The 15,717-nt window shown below is 61.0% G+C and carries 10 protein-coding genes and 1 pseudogene; 9 read left to right on the forward strand and 2 right to left on the reverse strand.

Annotated elements, in window-relative coordinates:
* Nucleotides 1-78 precede the first annotated feature (78 nt).
* From GIW02_RS02115 to hemE, 7 genes and pseudogenes are all read left to right on the forward strand, one after another.
* Nucleotides 79-1,326: pseudogene (locus GIW02_RS02115) on the forward strand (type IV pilus secretin PilQ); the annotation flags it as partial.
* Nucleotides 1,327-1,330: 4 nt separating this feature from the next.
* Nucleotides 1,331-1,849 (forward strand): shikimate kinase AroK, encoded by a 519-nt coding sequence (gene aroK, locus GIW02_RS02120; protein ID WP_034105907.1) that lies wholly within the window; start codon nucleotides 1,331-1,333, stop codon nucleotides 1,847-1,849.
* A 125-nt stretch (nucleotides 1,850-1,974) separates the two neighbouring features.
* Nucleotides 1,975-3,075 (forward strand): 3-dehydroquinate synthase, encoded by a 1,101-nt coding sequence (gene aroB / locus GIW02_RS02125; protein WP_236412186.1) that lies wholly within the window; start codon nucleotides 1,975-1,977, stop codon nucleotides 3,073-3,075.
* A gap of 10 nt (nucleotides 3,076-3,085) precedes the next feature.
* Complete coding sequence (locus GIW02_RS02130) at nucleotides 3,086-4,636, forward strand: AAA family ATPase (RefSeq protein WP_236412188.1); 1,551 nt, start codon at nucleotides 3,086-3,088, stop codon at nucleotides 4,634-4,636.
* A 354-nt stretch (nucleotides 4,637-4,990) separates the two neighbouring features.
* Entirely contained in the window at nucleotides 4,991-9,436 is a 4,446-nt protein-coding gene (gene gltB / locus GIW02_RS02135) for a glutamate synthase large subunit (protein WP_236412198.1), read from the forward strand.
* A 32-nt stretch (nucleotides 9,437-9,468) separates the two neighbouring features.
* On the forward strand, nucleotides 9,469-10,887 hold the full coding sequence (locus GIW02_RS02140; RefSeq protein ID WP_034105894.1) for an FAD-dependent oxidoreductase: 1,419 nt from the start codon (nucleotides 9,469-9,471) through the stop codon (nucleotides 10,885-10,887).
* 243 nt (nucleotides 10,888-11,130) lie between these two features.
* On the forward strand, nucleotides 11,131-12,198 hold the full coding sequence (gene hemE / locus GIW02_RS02145; RefSeq protein ID WP_236412200.1) for a uroporphyrinogen decarboxylase: 1,068 nt from the start codon (nucleotides 11,131-11,133) through the stop codon (nucleotides 12,196-12,198).
* Between the two features lie 120 nt (nucleotides 12,199-12,318).
* Here hemE and GIW02_RS02150 read toward each other — a convergent pair whose 3' ends face one another.
* Nucleotides 12,319-13,593 carry an MFS transporter gene (locus tag GIW02_RS02150; protein WP_236412209.1) on the reverse strand — a complete coding sequence of 425 codons (1,275 nt, stop codon included), beginning with the start codon at nucleotides 13,591-13,593 and terminating at the stop codon, nucleotides 12,319-12,321.
* A 123-nt stretch (nucleotides 13,594-13,716) separates the two neighbouring features.
* On the opposite strand from GIW02_RS02150, the gene GIW02_RS02155 reads away from it, so the two are divergent.
* Both GIW02_RS02155 and GIW02_RS02160 read left to right on the forward strand, forming a co-directional pair.
* The gene (locus GIW02_RS02155) at nucleotides 13,717-14,610 is read left to right on the forward strand and encodes a LysR family transcriptional regulator (protein WP_236412210.1); all 894 of its coding nucleotides are present in this window, start codon (nucleotides 13,717-13,719) and stop codon (nucleotides 14,608-14,610) included.
* An 86-nt stretch (nucleotides 14,611-14,696) separates the two neighbouring features.
* A complete protein-coding gene (locus tag GIW02_RS02160; RefSeq protein WP_236412212.1) occupies nucleotides 14,697-15,083 on the forward strand; it encodes a type II toxin-antitoxin system PemK/MazF family toxin in 387 nt (128 codons plus the stop codon).
* A gap of 214 nt (nucleotides 15,084-15,297) precedes the next feature.
* Here the strand turns inward: GIW02_RS02160 and GIW02_RS02165 are convergent, their stop codons facing one another.
* Nucleotides 15,298-15,717: a hypothetical protein gene (locus tag GIW02_RS02165; RefSeq protein WP_236412214.1), complete on the reverse strand. Its 420-nt coding sequence runs from the start codon at nucleotides 15,715-15,717 to the stop codon at nucleotides 15,298-15,300.

The raw sequence follows: 15,717 nt of genomic DNA on the forward strand, positions 1-15,717 counted from the left end.
ATGGCTGCAGCTGTGCCCAATCGAGTGGATTTGATCCAACTCCCACCCCCCGGCAACTCAGCAGTGAGCACCTATACCGGCGACACGCTGAACCTCAACTTCCAGAACATCGAGCTGCGCGCCGCGTTGCAGCAAATCGCGGATGTGGCGGGCCTCAACCTGGTGGCCAGTGACGATGTGCAGGGCTCGCTCACCCTGCGACTCAAGGCGGTCCCGTGGGATCAGGCGCTGGACCTGGTATTGCAGGCCAAGGGTTTGGATAAGCGCGTGAAGGCGGGTGTACTGCTGGTGGCGCCGGCCGAGGAGCTGGCTGCGCGTGAACTGTTGATGTTGGAGTCGCGCAAGCAGATGGCCGACCTGGCGCCCCTGCGCCGTGAGCTGTTGCAGGTCAACTACGCCAAGGCGGCGGACCTGGCCAAGCTGTTTCAGTCGATCAGCGGCTTTGAGGGCGCCACAGATGAGCGCGGATCGGTGGCGGTGGATGACCGTACCAATAACATCATCGCCTACCAGACCGGCGAACGCCTGGAGGAGCTGCGGCGGATCGTGGCGCAATTGGATATCCCGGTACGCCAGGTGATGATCGAGGCGCGGATTGTCGAGGTCAACGTCGACTACGACAAAAGCCTTGGCGTGCGCTGGGGCGGGCGGCTCAACCGAGGCAACTGGCGCGCGGGCGGCACGCAGAAGCCCCAGGGTGAGGGGGCTGAGCCGGCGGAAAATCCGTCCGGCGCGCCCTTCGTCGACTTGGGCTCCCTGACCGGTACATCCGGTTTGGGTATCGCTTTTATCAAAGACAACCTGCTGCTGGACCTCGAGCTGACGGCCATGGAGAAAACCGGTAATGGGGAAATTGTCTCGCAGCCCAAGGTAGTTACTTCCGACAAGGAAACCGCGCGAATCCTCAAGGGCACCGAAATTCCGTACCAGGAATCCACCTCCCAGGGCGCTACGTCGGTGTCGTTCAAGGAGGCCTCGCTGTCATTGGAGGTGACGCCGCAAATCACCCCCGACGACTACGTAATCATGGTGGTAAAGGTCACCAAGGATGAGCCCGACTACTTGAACAAACTCAACGACGTACCGCCGATCAAGAAAAACGAGGTGAATGCCAAGGTGCTGGTCAAGGATGGCGAGACCATCGTCATCGGCGGAGTTTTCTCCAATACCCAAAGCAAAGTGGTAGATAAAGTGCCATTTTTGGGCGATGTGCCGTATCTTGGCCGCCTTTTCCGGCGCGATGTGGTGGCGGAGAAAAAATCCGAGCTGCTGGTATTCCTGACTCCGCGTATTATGAATAACCAGGCGATTGCTGTGAGTCGTTGATTCTGTGCGAAATTTGATTCTTGTAGGACCGATGGGGGCTGGAAAAAGCACCATCGGCCGTTTGCTGGCCAAAGAGCTGCGCCTGCCATTCAAAGATTCCGACAAGGAAATTGAATTGCGCACGGGCGCCAATATCCCATGGATCTTCGATAAGGAAGGCGAGCTGGGCTTTCGTGACCGCGAGCAGGCGATGATTGCCGAGCTGTGCGGTTGCGATGGCGTGGTATTGGCCACCGGCGGTGGCGCAGTGATGCGCGATGAAAACCGCCGCGCGCTGCATGCCGGTGGTCGGGTGGTGTATCTGCATGCGTCGGTCGAGCAGCAGGTGGGCCGCACCGCTCGCGATCGCAACCGCCCCTTGCTGCGTACCGCAGACCCGGCCAAGACCCTGCGGGATCTGCTGACGCTGCGTGACCCGCTGTATCGGGAGATTGCCGATCTGGTGGTGGAAACCGATGAGCGGCCACCGCGGATGGTGGTCCTCGACATTCTAGAGCGCCTGCAACGGCTACCACCCCGTTAAAGCCAGGCCCGAAATGCGCTATTCTCGGCGGCGCGCCACCACCCTCCGAGGTGTGGCGTAGAGCCATCAGGTGACGCCGAATTTCGGCATTGCCGGTCGTCAATACATCTTCAACGCGGGGACACATGCAGACACTTACGGTCGATCTAGGCGAGCGCAGCTACCCGATCCATATTGGCGAAGGTCTGTTGGACCAGCCCGAGTTGCTTGCCCCGCATATTGCCGGGCGGCAAGTGGCGATCATTTCCAACGAAACAGTCGCGCCGCTGTACCTTGAGCGTTTGAGCCGCAGCCTGTCGGCGTACTCGGTGATTTCCGTGGTGTTGCCTGACGGTGAAGCCCACAAGAACTGGGAAACCCTGCAACTGATCTTTGATGGCCTGCTCACCGCCCGCCATGATCGCCGCACCACCGTGGTCGCCCTCGGCGGCGGCGTGATCGGCGACATGGCCGGTTTTGCGGCCGCCTGTTACCAGCGTGGTGTCGACTTTATCCAGGTGCCGACCACCTTGTTGTCCCAGGTCGATTCGTCGGTGGGCGGCAAGACCGGCATCAACCACCCGCTGGGCAAGAACATGGTCGGTGCGTTCTACCAGCCTCAGGCTGTGCTGATCGATACCGCAACCCTCAACACCTTGCCGCCCCGCGAGCTGTCGGCGGGGCTGGCGGAAGTGATCAAGTACGGGCTGATCTGCGACGAGCCCTTCCTTACCTGGCTTGAAGAGCACGTCGACGCCCTGCGCAACCTGGACCAGGTGGCACTGACCGAGGCAATTTCGCGCTCCTGTGCCGCTAAGGCCCTGGTGGTGAATGCCGACGAACGGGAGTCCGGTGTACGCGCTACTTTGAACCTCGGCCACACGTTCGGCCATGCGATCGAAACGCACATGGGCTATGGTGTGTGGTTGCATGGGGAGGCTGTCGCGGCTGGCACAGTGATGGCGTTGGAGATGTCGCAACGCCTGGGTTGGATCAGCGCCCAGGAGCGGGATCGCGGTATCCGTCTGTTCCAGCGTGCCGGCTTGCCGGTGATTCCGCCTGAGGAGATGACCGAGGCGGACTTCCTCGAACATATGGCGATAGACAAGAAAGTGATCGACGGTCGACTGCGACTGGTGCTGCTGCGCCACATGGGCGAAGCGGTAGTGACCGACGATTATCCGAAAGAGATTTTACAGGCCACGCTGGGAGCGGATTACCGCGCCCTGGCCCAGCTTAAAGGTTAATAAGATCCCGATGACTAGTTTGCATGCCGACGAGGCGTTCCTCGGCCATTACCAGTTAAGCCACGACCCTTTTGCTCCACGGGTGCCTGGTTTCAAATTTTTCCCGGCCCAGCGCAAGCCTGTGCTCGGGCAGTTGCACCACCTTGCGCGGTACAGCCAACTGCTGCTGGTAGTCACTGGCCCATTGGGCAGCGGCAAGACCTTGCTGCGCCAGGCGCTGGTGGCCAGCACCAATAAACAATCGGTACAGAGCGTGGTGGTGTCGGCGCGTGGCGCCGGTGATGCGGCGGGTGTGCTGCGCCAAGTGGCGCAGGCGCTGGACGTAGCCACTGCCGAACCGAACGCAATCCTCAAGCAAGTGGTGCAGTTGGGCCTGACCGGCCAGGAAGTCTACCTGCTGGTGGATGACGCCGAGCAGCTCGACGAGTCCGCCCTGGAAGCGCTGTTGGCGCTCGCCGCGGGCACGCCGGAAGGGCGTCCGCATGTGTTCCTGTTCGGCGAGTCGTCGTTGATCGCCGATCTGGAACAGATCAGTGGTGACCAAGAGCTGTTCCACGTCATCGAGCTGCAGCCGTACGAAGAGGAAGAAACCCGCGAATACCTGGCTCAACGCCTCGAAGGCGCTGGGGCCGGTATCGAACTTTTCTCCGCAGCGCAGATCTCTGATATTCACGAAAGCTCCGACGGCTGGCCTGGCACCATCAACCAGGTTGCCCGCGATGCCATGATCGAAGCCATGATTGCCAGCCGCTCTGCGGTCAAGCGTCCAAAGATGGGGTTCACCATGCCTAAGAAACACGTACTGGCCATTTCCGCCGTCGTCGTGGTCGCTGTTGCCGCCGCCTGGTTGATCCCAGGTCGTAGCAAGGCACCGACCACCGCCGGTGCGCCTACCGAACAAGCGCAATTGCCACTGGGCAAGCCAACGCCAAACGTTGAATTCGCCAACTCCGGCCAGCCGACCAACCTGCCGATGGTGGGTCAGCCGGTGATGCGCGGTCCGCTCGCCGAAGAGGCTGGCGGCATCTCCGAAGGCGACGACGGCGTGCCCGTGGAAGGTTCCAGCGCCACACCGCCAACCGTGACCACCACTGCGCCGCCTGCGGGCGTGCCAGCGGGTCAGCCGGCCGCCAAGCCGACACCGGCACCGACGGTCGCCACCGCCAAGCCTGCGCCTGCGCCTGTGGCCAAGCCTGCCGCGCCAGCGCCAGCGGCTAAACCAGCCCCGGCCCCTGCTGCCAAGCCTGCGACCGTCGCCAAAGCGGGTGCCGCCGGCAGCAGCTGGTACGCCAGCCAGCCGACCGGTAACTTCGTGGTGCAGATCCTCGGTACCAGCTCCGAAGCCAACGCTCAGGCGTTCGTGAAAGAGCAGGGCGGCGAGTACCGTTATTTCAAGAAAGTGCTCAACGGCAAGCCTCTCTACGTGATCACCTACGGCAACTTCTCCAGCCGTGCAGCCGCTGATTCTGCGATCAAAACCTTGCCAGCGAAGGTTCAGGCTGGTAAACCTTGGCCTCGCACTGTCGCCAGCGTTCAACAAGAACTGGCAACAACTCGCTGAAGATCCGGCGGCCTTACCCAGGCCGCCCTCCCGGCACCTCAAAATTAAAACCGCAAGTGCGTGCGACCTCTACAGGCCGCGCGCTTTGTGGTGTCTGCGTCACAGTAGCTTTTGAGTCGTAGCGGTCAGAATTAAAAAAGTTTTGACTAGCACAGCATATCGCTTTAAACCTTTCATAAATGCGACATAGATTTGCGACATTTCGTCGCTAAATTTGTGAGCGTCTGTGTCGGTGTGTACAATGACCTCCCTTTTGCCCCCGCTAAGCCGGCGTACGTTCGGCGTGGAAGGTAACCGGTTGAATTGAAAAGAAATTTGCCTCGGTATAAGAGGCAGCCTGGTGAGAAAGTGTCTATGAAAGCAGGTCTGTACCAACCCGATGAATTCAAGGATAACTGCGGTTTCGGCCTGATAGCCCATATGCAGGGCGAGCCCAGTCATACCCTTTTGCAAACGGCCATCGAGGCCCTGACCTGCATGACCCACCGCGGTGGGATCAACGCCGACGGCAAGACCGGTGACGGTTGCGGCTTGCTGATTCAAAAGCCCGACCAGTTCCTGCGCGCTGTCGCCAAAGAGCATTTTGCGGTCGACCTGCCCAAGCAGTACGCCGTGGGCATGGTGTTCTTCAACCAGGATCCGGTTAAAGCTGAAGCCGCTCGCGAGAACATGAACCGCGAGATCCTGGCTGCCGGCCTGCAACTCGTCGGCTGGCGCAAAGTGCCGATCGATACCAGTGTGCTCGGCCGCCTGGCCTTGGAGCGCCTGCCGCAGATCGAGCAAGTCTTCATCGCCGGCGATGGCCTGAGCGACCAGGACATGGCGATCAAGCTGTTCACCTCGCGTCGTCGCTCGTCCGTGGCCAACGCCGCTGACACCGAGCACTACATCTGCAGCTTTTCCCACAAGACCATCATTTATAAAGGCCTGATGATGCCGGCGGACTTGACCGCCTTCTATCCAGACCTGAGCGATGAGCGCCTGCAAACCGCAATCTGCGTGTTTCACCAGCGCTTCTCCACCAACACCCTGCCGAAATGGCCGCTGGCCCAGCCATTCCGCTTCCTCGCCCACAACGGCGAGATCAACACCATCACCGGCAACCGCAACTGGGCCGTGGCCCGTCGCACCAAGTTCGCCAACGACCTGATGGACCTGGAAGAGCTCGGCCCGCTGGTCAACCGCGTGGGCTCTGACTCCTCCAGCATGGACAACATGCTCGAGCTGATGGTCACCGGCGGCATCGACCTGTTCCGTGGCGTGCGCATGATCATTCCGCCTGCGTGGCAGAACGTCGAAACCATGGACCCGGATCTGCGTGCGTTCTACGAGTACAACTCGATGCACATGGAGCCGTGGGACGGCCCGGCCGGCGTGGTCATGACCGACGGCCGCTACGCGGTGTGCCTGCTTGACCGTAACGGTCTGCGCCCGGCGCGTTGGGTCACTACCACCAATGGTTTCATCACCCTCGCCTCGGAAATCGGCGTGTGGGACTACAAGCCTGAAGACGTCATCGCCAAAGGCCGCGTAGGCCCTGGCCAGATCCTGGCCGTGGACACCGAAACCGGGCAGATTCTCGACACCGACGCCATCGACAACCGCTTGAAGTCGCGTCACCCGTACAAGCAATGGCTGCGCAAGAACGCCCTGCGCATCCAGGCGACCATGGAAGACAACGACCACGGTTCGGCTTTCTACGACGTCGACCAGCTCAAGCAGTACATGAAGATGTACCAGGTGACGTTCGAAGAGCGCGACCAGGTGCTGCGCCCGCTCGGTGAGCAGGGCTACGAGGCCGTCGGCTCGATGGGCGACGACACGCCGATGGCCGTGCTGTCCCAGCGTGTACGCACGCCGTACGACTATTTCCGCCAGCAGTTCGCCCAAGTGACGAACCCGCCGATCGACCCGCTGCGCGAAGCCATCGTGATGTCGCTGGAGGTGTGCCTCGGTGCCGAGCGCAACATCTTCCAGGAATCGCCGGAGCACGCCTCCCGCGTGATCCTCAGCTCGCCGGTCGTTTCCCCGGCCAAGTGGCGCTCGTTGATGACCCTGGATCGCCCAGGCTTCGACCGCCAGATCATCGACCTGAACTACGACGAAAGCCTCGGCCTTGAAGCCGCTGTGCGCAACGTTGCCGATCAGGCCGAAGAGGCTGTGCGCGCCGGTCGCACGCAGATCGTGCTGACTGACCGTCATATTGCCCCGGGCAAGCTGCCGATCCACGCCTCGCTGGCCACCGGTGCTGTGCACCACCGCCTGACCGAAAAAGGCCTGCGCTGCGACTCCAACATCCTCGTGGAAACCGCCACCGCCCGTGACCCGCACCACTTTGCAGTGTTGATCGGTTTCGGCGCCTCGGCCGTTTATCCGTTCCTCGCGTACGAAGTGCTGGGCGACCTGATCCGCACCGGTGAAGTGCTGGGCGACCTCTATGAGGTGTTCAAGAACTACCGTAAAGGCATCACCAAAGGCCTGCTGAAGATCCTGTCGAAGATGGGTATTTCCACCGTCACTTCGTACCGTGGTGCGCAACTGTTCGAAGCCATCGGCCTCTCGGAAGAAGTCTGCGAGCTGAGCTTCCGTGGCGTGCCGAGCCGCATCAAGGGCGCGCGTTTCGTCGACATCGAAGCCGAACAAAAAGCCCTGGCAGCCGAAGCCTGGAGCGCGCGCAAGCCGATCCAGCAAGGCGGCCTGCTCAAGTTCGTGCACGGTGGCGAGTACCACGCGTACAACCCGGACGTGGTCAATACCCTGCAAGCCGCCGTGCAGCAGGGCGACTACGCCAAGTTCAAGGAATACACGAGCCTGGTGGATAACCGCCCGGTGTCGATGATCCGCGACCTGTTCAAGGTGAAAACCCTGGACACGCCGATGGACATCAGCGAAGTCGAGCCGCTGGAATCGATCCTCAAGCGCTTCGACTCCGCCGGTATCTCCTTGGGCGCCTTGTCGCCTGAGGCTCACGAAGCCCTGGCCGAAGCCATGAACCGCCTGGGTGCGCGTTCCAACTCCGGCGAAGGTGGTGAAGACCCGGCGCGCTACGGCACGATCAAGAGCTCGAAAATCAAGCAAGTCGCGACTGGCCGTTTCGGCGTAACCCCGGAATACCTGGTCAACGCCGAAGTGCTGCAGATCAAGGTCGCCCAGGGCGCCAAGCCCGGTGAAGGCGGGCAGCTGCCAGGCGGCAAGGTCAACGGTTTGATCGCCAAGCTGCGTTACGCAGTGCCTGGCGTGACCCTGATTTCGCCGCCGCCGCACCACGACATCTACTCGATTGAAGACTTGTCGCAGCTGATTTTCGACCTGAAACAAGTCAACCCCAAGGCGCTGGTCTCGGTGAAACTGGTCGCGGAAGCCGGCGTGGGCACCATCGCTGCCGGTGTGGCCAAGGCCTATGCCGACCTTATCACCATCTCCGGCTACGACGGCGGCACCGGCGCATCGCCGCTGACCTCGATCAAGTACGCCGGTGCACCATGGGAACTCGGCTTGGCCGAAACCCATCAGACCCTGCGCGGCAACGACCTGCGCGGCAAGGTGCGGGTGCAGACCGACGGCGGCCTGAAAACCGGCCTCGACGTGATCAAGGCCGCGATTCTCGGCGCCGAAAGCTTCGGCTTCGGCACTGCGCCGATGATCGCCCTGGGCTGCAAATACCTGCGCATCTGCCACCTGAACAACTGCGCCACCGGCGTCGCCACCCAGAACGAGAAGCTGCGCAAGGATCACTACATCGGCACCGTCGACATGGTGGTGAATTTCTTCACCTACGTCGCCGAAGAAACCCGTGAGTGGCTGGCCAAGCTGGGTGTGCGTTCCCTCGAAGAACTGATCGGGCGTACCGACCTGCTCGACATCCTCGAAGGCCAGACCGCCAAGCAGAAACACCTGGACCTGACGCCGCTGTTGGGCAGCGATCACATCCCGGCAGACAAGCCGCAATTCTGCCAGGTGGACCGTAACCCGCCGTTCGACAAAGGCCTGTTGGCCGAGAAGATGGTCGAGATGGCCGGCTCCTCGATCAATGACGCCAGCGGCGGCGAATTCGCTCTGGATATCTGCAACTGCGACCGTTCCATCGGCGCACGCATCTCCGGCGAAATCGCACGCAAGCACGGCAACCAAGGGATGGCGAAAGCGCCGATCACCTTCCGCTTCAAGGGCACCGCTGGGCAGAGCTTTGGCGTGTGGAACGCCGGCGGCCTGCACATGTACCTGGAAGGCGACGCCAACGACTACGTGGGTAAGGGCATGACCGGCGGCAAGCTGGTGATCGTTCCGCCTAAAGGCAGCATCTACAAGACCCAGGACAGTGCCATCATCGGCAACACCTGCTTGTACGGTGCCACGGGCGGCAAGTTGTTCGCCGCCGGTACGGCGGGTGAGCGTTTCGCCGTGCGTAACTCCGGTGCTCACACCGTGGTGGAAGGCACTGGCGATCACTGCTGCGAGTACATGACCGGGGGCTTTGTCGCGGTATTGGGCAAGACCGGTTACAACTTCGGTTCGGGCATGACCGGCGGTTTCGCCTACGTGCTCGACCAGGACAACACCTTCGTCGATAAGGTCAACCACGAGTTGGTCGAGATCCAGCGGATCAGCGGCGAAGCGATGGAGTCGTACCGCAACCACTTGCAGCACGTGCTGGACGAGTACGTCGAGGAGACCGGCAGCGAATGGGGTCGTAACCTCGCCGAAAACCTCGATGATTACCTGCGCCGTTTCTGGCTGGTCAAGCCCAAGGCTGCCAACCTGAAATCGTTGCTTTCCAGCATCCGTGCCAACCCGCAGTGATATGCGCCTGAACAGTTTGATGAGGTTTTAACATGGCTGAACGTCTGAATAACGACTTCCAGTTCATCGATGTCGGGCGCAAAGATCCGAAGAAGAAACTGTTGCGTCAACGCAAGAAAGAGTTCGTGGAAATCTACGAACCCTTCAAACCCCAGCACTCGGCCGACCAGGCCCACCGGTGCCTGGGGTGCGGTAACCCGTATTGCGAATGGAAGTGCCCGGTGCACAACTTCATTCCCAACTGGCTCAAATTGGTGGCCGAGGGCAACATCCTCGCTGCCGCCGAGCTGTCGCACCAGACCAACACCCTGCCCGAAGTGTGTGGCCGGGTGTGCCCGCAGGACCGTCTGTGCGAGGGTGCGTGCACCCTTAACGACGGCTTCGGCGCGGTGACCATCGGTTCGGTGGAGAAGTACATCACCGACACCGCGTTCGCCATGGGCTGGCGCCCCGACATGTCCAAGGTCAAGCCGACCGGCAAGCGCGTCGCGATCATCGGCGCGGGCCCGGCGGGCCTGGGCTGTGCCGACGTGCTGGTACGTGGCGGCGTGACCCCGGTGGTGTTCGACAAGAACCCGGAAATCGGTGGCCTGCTGACCTTCGGCATCCCCGAGTTCAAGCTGGAAAAAACCGTCCTGAGCAATCGTCGTGAAGTGTTCACCGGCATGGGTATCGAGTTCCGTCTCAATACCGAAATCGGCAAAGACATCACCATGGAGCAGTTGCTCGAAGAATACGATGCCGTGTTCATGGGCATGGGCACCTACACCTACATGAAGGGTGGTTTTGCCGGTGAGGACCTGCCGGGCGTCTACGACGCTTTGGACTTCCTGATCGCCAACGTCAACCGCAACCTGGGCTTTGAAAAGTCGCCGGAAGATTTCGTCGACATGAAAGGCAAGAAGGTCGTGGTGCTGGGCGGTGGTGACACCGCGATGGACTGCAACCGTACGTCGATTCGCCAGGGCGCCAAGTCGGTGACCTGTGCGTACCGTCGTGACGAAGCCAACATGCCCGGCTCGCGCAAAGAGGTGAAGAACGCTAAGGAAGAAGGCGTGAAATTCCTCTACAACCGCCAGCCGATCGCTATCGTCGGTGAAGACCGCGTCGAAGGCGTGAAGGTGGTCGAGACCCGTCTCGGCGAACCGGACGCCCGTGGCCGTCGCAGCCCTGAACCGATCCCGGGTTCCGAAGAGATCATCCCGGCTGACGCCGTTGTCATCGCGTTCGGTTTCCGCCCAAGCCCGGCGCCGTGGTTCGAACAGTTCCAGATCCAGACCGACAGCCAGGGCCGTGTTGTAGCCCCGGAACAAGGCCAGTACAAACACCAGACCAGCAACCCGAAAATCTTCGCCGGTGGCGACATGGTGCGCGGCTCTGACCTGGTGGTAACCGCGATCTTCGAAGGCCGTAATGCGGCTGAAGGGATCCTGGATTACTTGCAGGTCTGATCCCGATCCCAGGTTGAAATGGGATCAAAATGTGGGAGGGGGCTTGCTCCCGATAGCAGAGTGTCAGTCAACAGATTCATTGACTGAGCCACCGCAATCGGGAGCAAGCCCCCTCCCACATTTGTTTTGCGGTGTTTCAAGTTACCGCGACAAATTGACCCGATAGACAAAAGGCACGGCGCATTCCGTGCCTTTTGCGTCTGGCTCTGAGAAAATGCCCGCACTTTTTTTGCGGATGCCGACATGACTGCCCTCAAGAACGACCGTTTCCTTCGTGCCCTGCTCAAGCAACCCGTGGACGTCACCCCTGTGTGGATGATGCGCCAGGCCGGTCGCTACCTGCCGGAATACCGCGCCAGTCGCGCCAACGCCGGCGATTTCATGAGCCTGTGCATGAACCCGGAGTTCGCCTGCGAAGTCACGATGCAGCCGCTGGACCGCTACCCACAACTGGACGCGGCCATCCTCTTCTCCGACATCCTCACCATTCCCGACGCCATGGGCCAAGGCCTGTACTTTGAAACCGGCGAAGGCCCGCGTTTCAAGAAAGTCGTCAGTACCCTGGCCGATATCGAAGCCCTGCCGATCCCTGATCCGCACAAAGACCTTGGCTACGTCATGGACGCCGTGAGCACCATCCGCCGCGAGCTGAACGGCCGCGTGCCGCTGATCGGCTTCTCGGGCAGCCCATGGACCCTGGCTACGTACATGGTCGAAGGCGGCTCGTCGAAAGACTTCCGCAAGACCAAAGCCATGCTCTACGACAACCCGCACGCCATGCACCTGTTGCTGGACAAGCTCGCACAGTCGGTCACCAGCTACCTCAACGGCCAGATCATGGCCGGCGCGCAAGCGGTGCAGATCTTCGACACCTGGGGCGGCAACCTGTCGTCGGCGGCGTACCAGGAGTTCTCCCTGGCCTACATGCGCAAGATCGTCAGCGGCCTGATTCGCGAACACGAAGGCCGCAAAGTGCCGGTCATCCTGTTCACCAAGGGCGGCGGCCTATGGCTGGAAAGCATCGCCGATGCCGGTGCCGATGCACTGGGCCTGGACTGGACCTGCGACATCGGCGAAGCCCGCCGTCGTGTGGGTGGCCAGGTCGCACTGCAAGGCAACATGGACCCGACCGTGCTGTACGCCAAGCCGGAAGCAATTCGTACCGAAGTCGGGCGCATTCTGGCCAGCTACGGCAAGGGCACCGGGCATGTGTTCAACCTCGGCCATGGCATCACCCCGGAAGTGAACCCGGAGCACGCTGGCGCGTTCCTGCGCGCGGTGCACGAACTCTCGGCGCAGTATCACGAGTAAACGCAAAACCAATGTGGGAGCGGGGCTTGCTCCCGATAGCGGTGTGTCAGTCACCAGATTCATTGGCTGACACACTGCAATCGGGGGCAAGCCCCCTCCCACATTAAAAGCAAGATCGCGTCAGGCCTGCACATTCCCCAACGGTGGCAACTTCGCCAACTTCAACGCCACCAGCAATGCGCCAATCAACAGCGCCACGATAAACCCGCCGATCCCGTTCCACCCGGCAAAGTGCCAGAAGAACCCGCCTGCCGTCCCCGCAATACTCGACCCCGCGTAGTAGCAGAACAGGTACAGCGACGACGCCTGGCCTTTGGCTTTGACCGCACGTCGGCCGATCCAACTGCTGGCGACCGAGTGGGCGCCGAAGAAGCCGAAAGTGAAGATCAGCATGCCTGGCACCACCAGCCACAGTGGCGAGAACAGGGTCAGGGCCATGCCGGCGAGCATCAGCACGATAGTGGCCCACAGCACGCGGCGGCGGCCGAGGCGGTCGGCCAGCGAGCCGATTTTCGCCGAGCTGTAGATGCCCGAGAGGTACACCAGCGACAGCAGGCCGACCACGGCCTGGCTCAGGTCGTACGGGTCGGCCAGCAGGCGATAGCCGATGTAGTTGAACATCGTCACGAACGCACCCATCAGCAGGAAGGCTTCGAGGAACAGCCACGGCAGGCCTGCGTCCTTGAAGTGCATCACAAAGCCATCCAGCAGGCTGCGCGGCCTGAGGCTGGTAGCGCGGAAGTTGCGCGATTCGGGGAGAATTTTCCAGAACACCGTGGCCGCGATCAGTGCCAGCGCGCCGATGATCAGCATTGCGGTGTGCCAACTGACGAAGTCGATCAACACACCAATGATCAAGCGCCCGCTCATACCGCCAATCGCATTGCCACCGATGTACAGGCCCATGGCCAGGCCGATGTGTTGCGGGTGGATCTCTTCGCTCAGGTAGGTCATCGCCACGGCGGCCAGGCCGCTCAGCGACAGGCCGACCAGCGCGCGCATCAGCAGGATGCCTTCCCAGGAGGGCATCAGGCCGCTGGCGATGGTCGCAAAGGCGGCACAGAACAAGGCCGCGACCATCACCGGCTTGCGACCCAGCCGATCGGAAATCGGCCCGGTGATCAGCAAGCCAAACGCCAGCATCGCCGTGGACACCGACAGGATCAGGCTGCTTTGCGCGGCATTGATGGAGAACTCATGGGACAGCGCTGGCATCATCGGCTGCACGCAATACAGCAAGGCAAAGGTGGCGAAACCGCCCGAAAACAGCGCCAGCACCGTGCGCATGAACATCGGCGTGCCTTTTTCGATGTACTCGTCATTGAGTTGAGCCACCACGTCATCGAGTGCAGTGGGCGGGACTTCTTGAGCGAGTGGAGCGACAGCAGAATTCACGGGGACCTCGGGGAGGGAAAGCCTGCCAGGGCTGGCAATGGAAAAAGAATATAGCTGCCTAATGATTCTTTCCAATATATTGTTCGACCTGTTTGATAGCATTTACGACCTAATGAGGCTTGCATGGAATTGCGTCATCTGCGGTACTTCATCGCCGTCGCCGAAGAGCTGCATTTCGGCCGTGCCGCACAGGTGCTGGGCATCTCGCAGCCGCCGCTGAGCCAGCAGATACAAGCGCTGGAGCAGGAGGTGGGCGCGCGCTTGTTCGAGCGCACCAATCGTCGGGTTGAGCTGAGCGAAGCTGGCCGGCTGTTCCTGCACGAAGCGCGGCTGGCCCTGGCGCAAGTGGATAAAGCCGCGGACGTGGCGCGCCGCGCGCAATTAGGTGAGTTGGGTGAGCTCAAGATCGGTTTCACCTCGTCGGCGCCGTTCAACTCCAGCATCCCCCAGGCGATCTTCGCGTTTCGTCAGGCTTTTCCTGCGGTGCATTTGAATTTGCAGGAAATGAGCAGCACCCAGGTGGCCGAGTCGCTGGTGGATGAGTCGATCCAGGTGGGCCTGATGCGCCCGCTGCCGTTGCCGGATTCGCTGAGTGTCATCGAACTGATGCGTGAACCGCTGGTGGCGGTAATGAATGCCGGCCACCCGCTGGTGGAAGGCACCGAGCGAGGCTTGCACCTGGCGCAACTGGCTGACGAGCCATTCGTGTTTTTCCCACGTACCTACGGCAGCGGCTTGTATGCCCAACTGCTCAACCTGGCGCGTGATGCCGGTTTCAGCCCGCACTTCGCCCAGGAGGCCGAGGAGGCAATGACCATCATCGGTTTGGTGGCGGCGGGCTTGGGTGTGTCGGTGTTGCCGGCGTCGTACCAGCGCATACGGATCGACGGCGTGGTGTATCGCACCCTGCTCGATCAGGAGGCGGTAACGGCGGTGTGGCTAGTGCAACGCAAGGGCGCGCAAACACCGATGGCGAAGGCGTTTGTGGAGCTGTTGACGCGTAAGGCGGTGGCGTAGGCCCGAGCACATATCAGGTAACGCAACGGTCTTGGTTATTCGCCGGAAATTTGCTCAGAATTGATTTTTTCCAGCGAGTGACATGGATGGCACTTCTCTATCAGCCCAAAGAGGGCAGCGTGTTGATTTGTGATTTTCGAGGTTATGAGGTCCCGGAAATCATTAAGATTCGCCCTGTTATCGTGATACGCAAACACCGAACCAATAAGCTGCTGGTGACTGTAGTGCCTCTGAGCACTACCGCGCCGCAGACGATCCTGGAGCATCATTTACAGCTTGATAGCCATCTTCAAGGAGCAAGTCCGATTTGCTGGGCGAAGTGCGACATTGTGGCGACCGTGAGTCTGGGGCGGCTGGATCGTATCAAAAGCAAAGATCGTCATGGCAAACGAACTTACAAAATCGCAGAACTCACCCATGACCAGTTTTCAGCGATACAAGCGGCGGTGCGCAGCGCGCTGGGGTTACGATGATGGATATGCGGCGCTTTGCCATCGATTGCAGGCGCTCTGTTTTCAGGCATACTCGCGATGTTCCCGAAAGGGGCTTGTGAGACTCTGAGGATCCTGGGTAACCAGCCATCGCAGAGCCAGGCAGGAAGCGGCGATGACAAGCCAACCTGTTTGTGAAGAGGGCGCCGAAAGGCGCCCTTTGTCGTTTCTGGAGAAGCGAGAGTCAAACGCAGTCTTAATTCTGCGGTGACGTGTTCGCTTCATTCACGCCGTAGTTGCGCAAGCCGGCGAGGATGTCCCGGTCCAGCATGCTGATCCAGCGGTTGTAGTTGCGGTGAATCTTGCCGTCCTTGTAGCCCAGGTCGCGGCTGTCGCGGTAGGTGATGGCGTAGCTGGTGCGGGTGTAGCGGATGTCGATGGCCGCATAGAACTGGTTGCGCACGGTGATCTCGGCCTGCACCAGGTGCGGGCTCAGGCGCTGCACGGTCCATTCGCGTTTTTGCAGGGCCGCGACGATCACCTGCTTGATCTTTTCTTCACTGGCCTGGGTGTTGGCCGGCAGGTCGTGCTGGGTGTTGAGCACCGGTTTGCTGGTGCAGCCGGCAGTCGTCAGCAGGGCCAGCGTGATCAGGGTAGCGCGTAGCAAGGAAGACAT

This window comes from Pseudomonas syringae, from assembly GCF_021606685.1.
Lineage (GTDB): Bacteria > Pseudomonadota > Gammaproteobacteria > Pseudomonadales > Pseudomonadaceae > Aquipseudomonas > Aquipseudomonas syringae_R.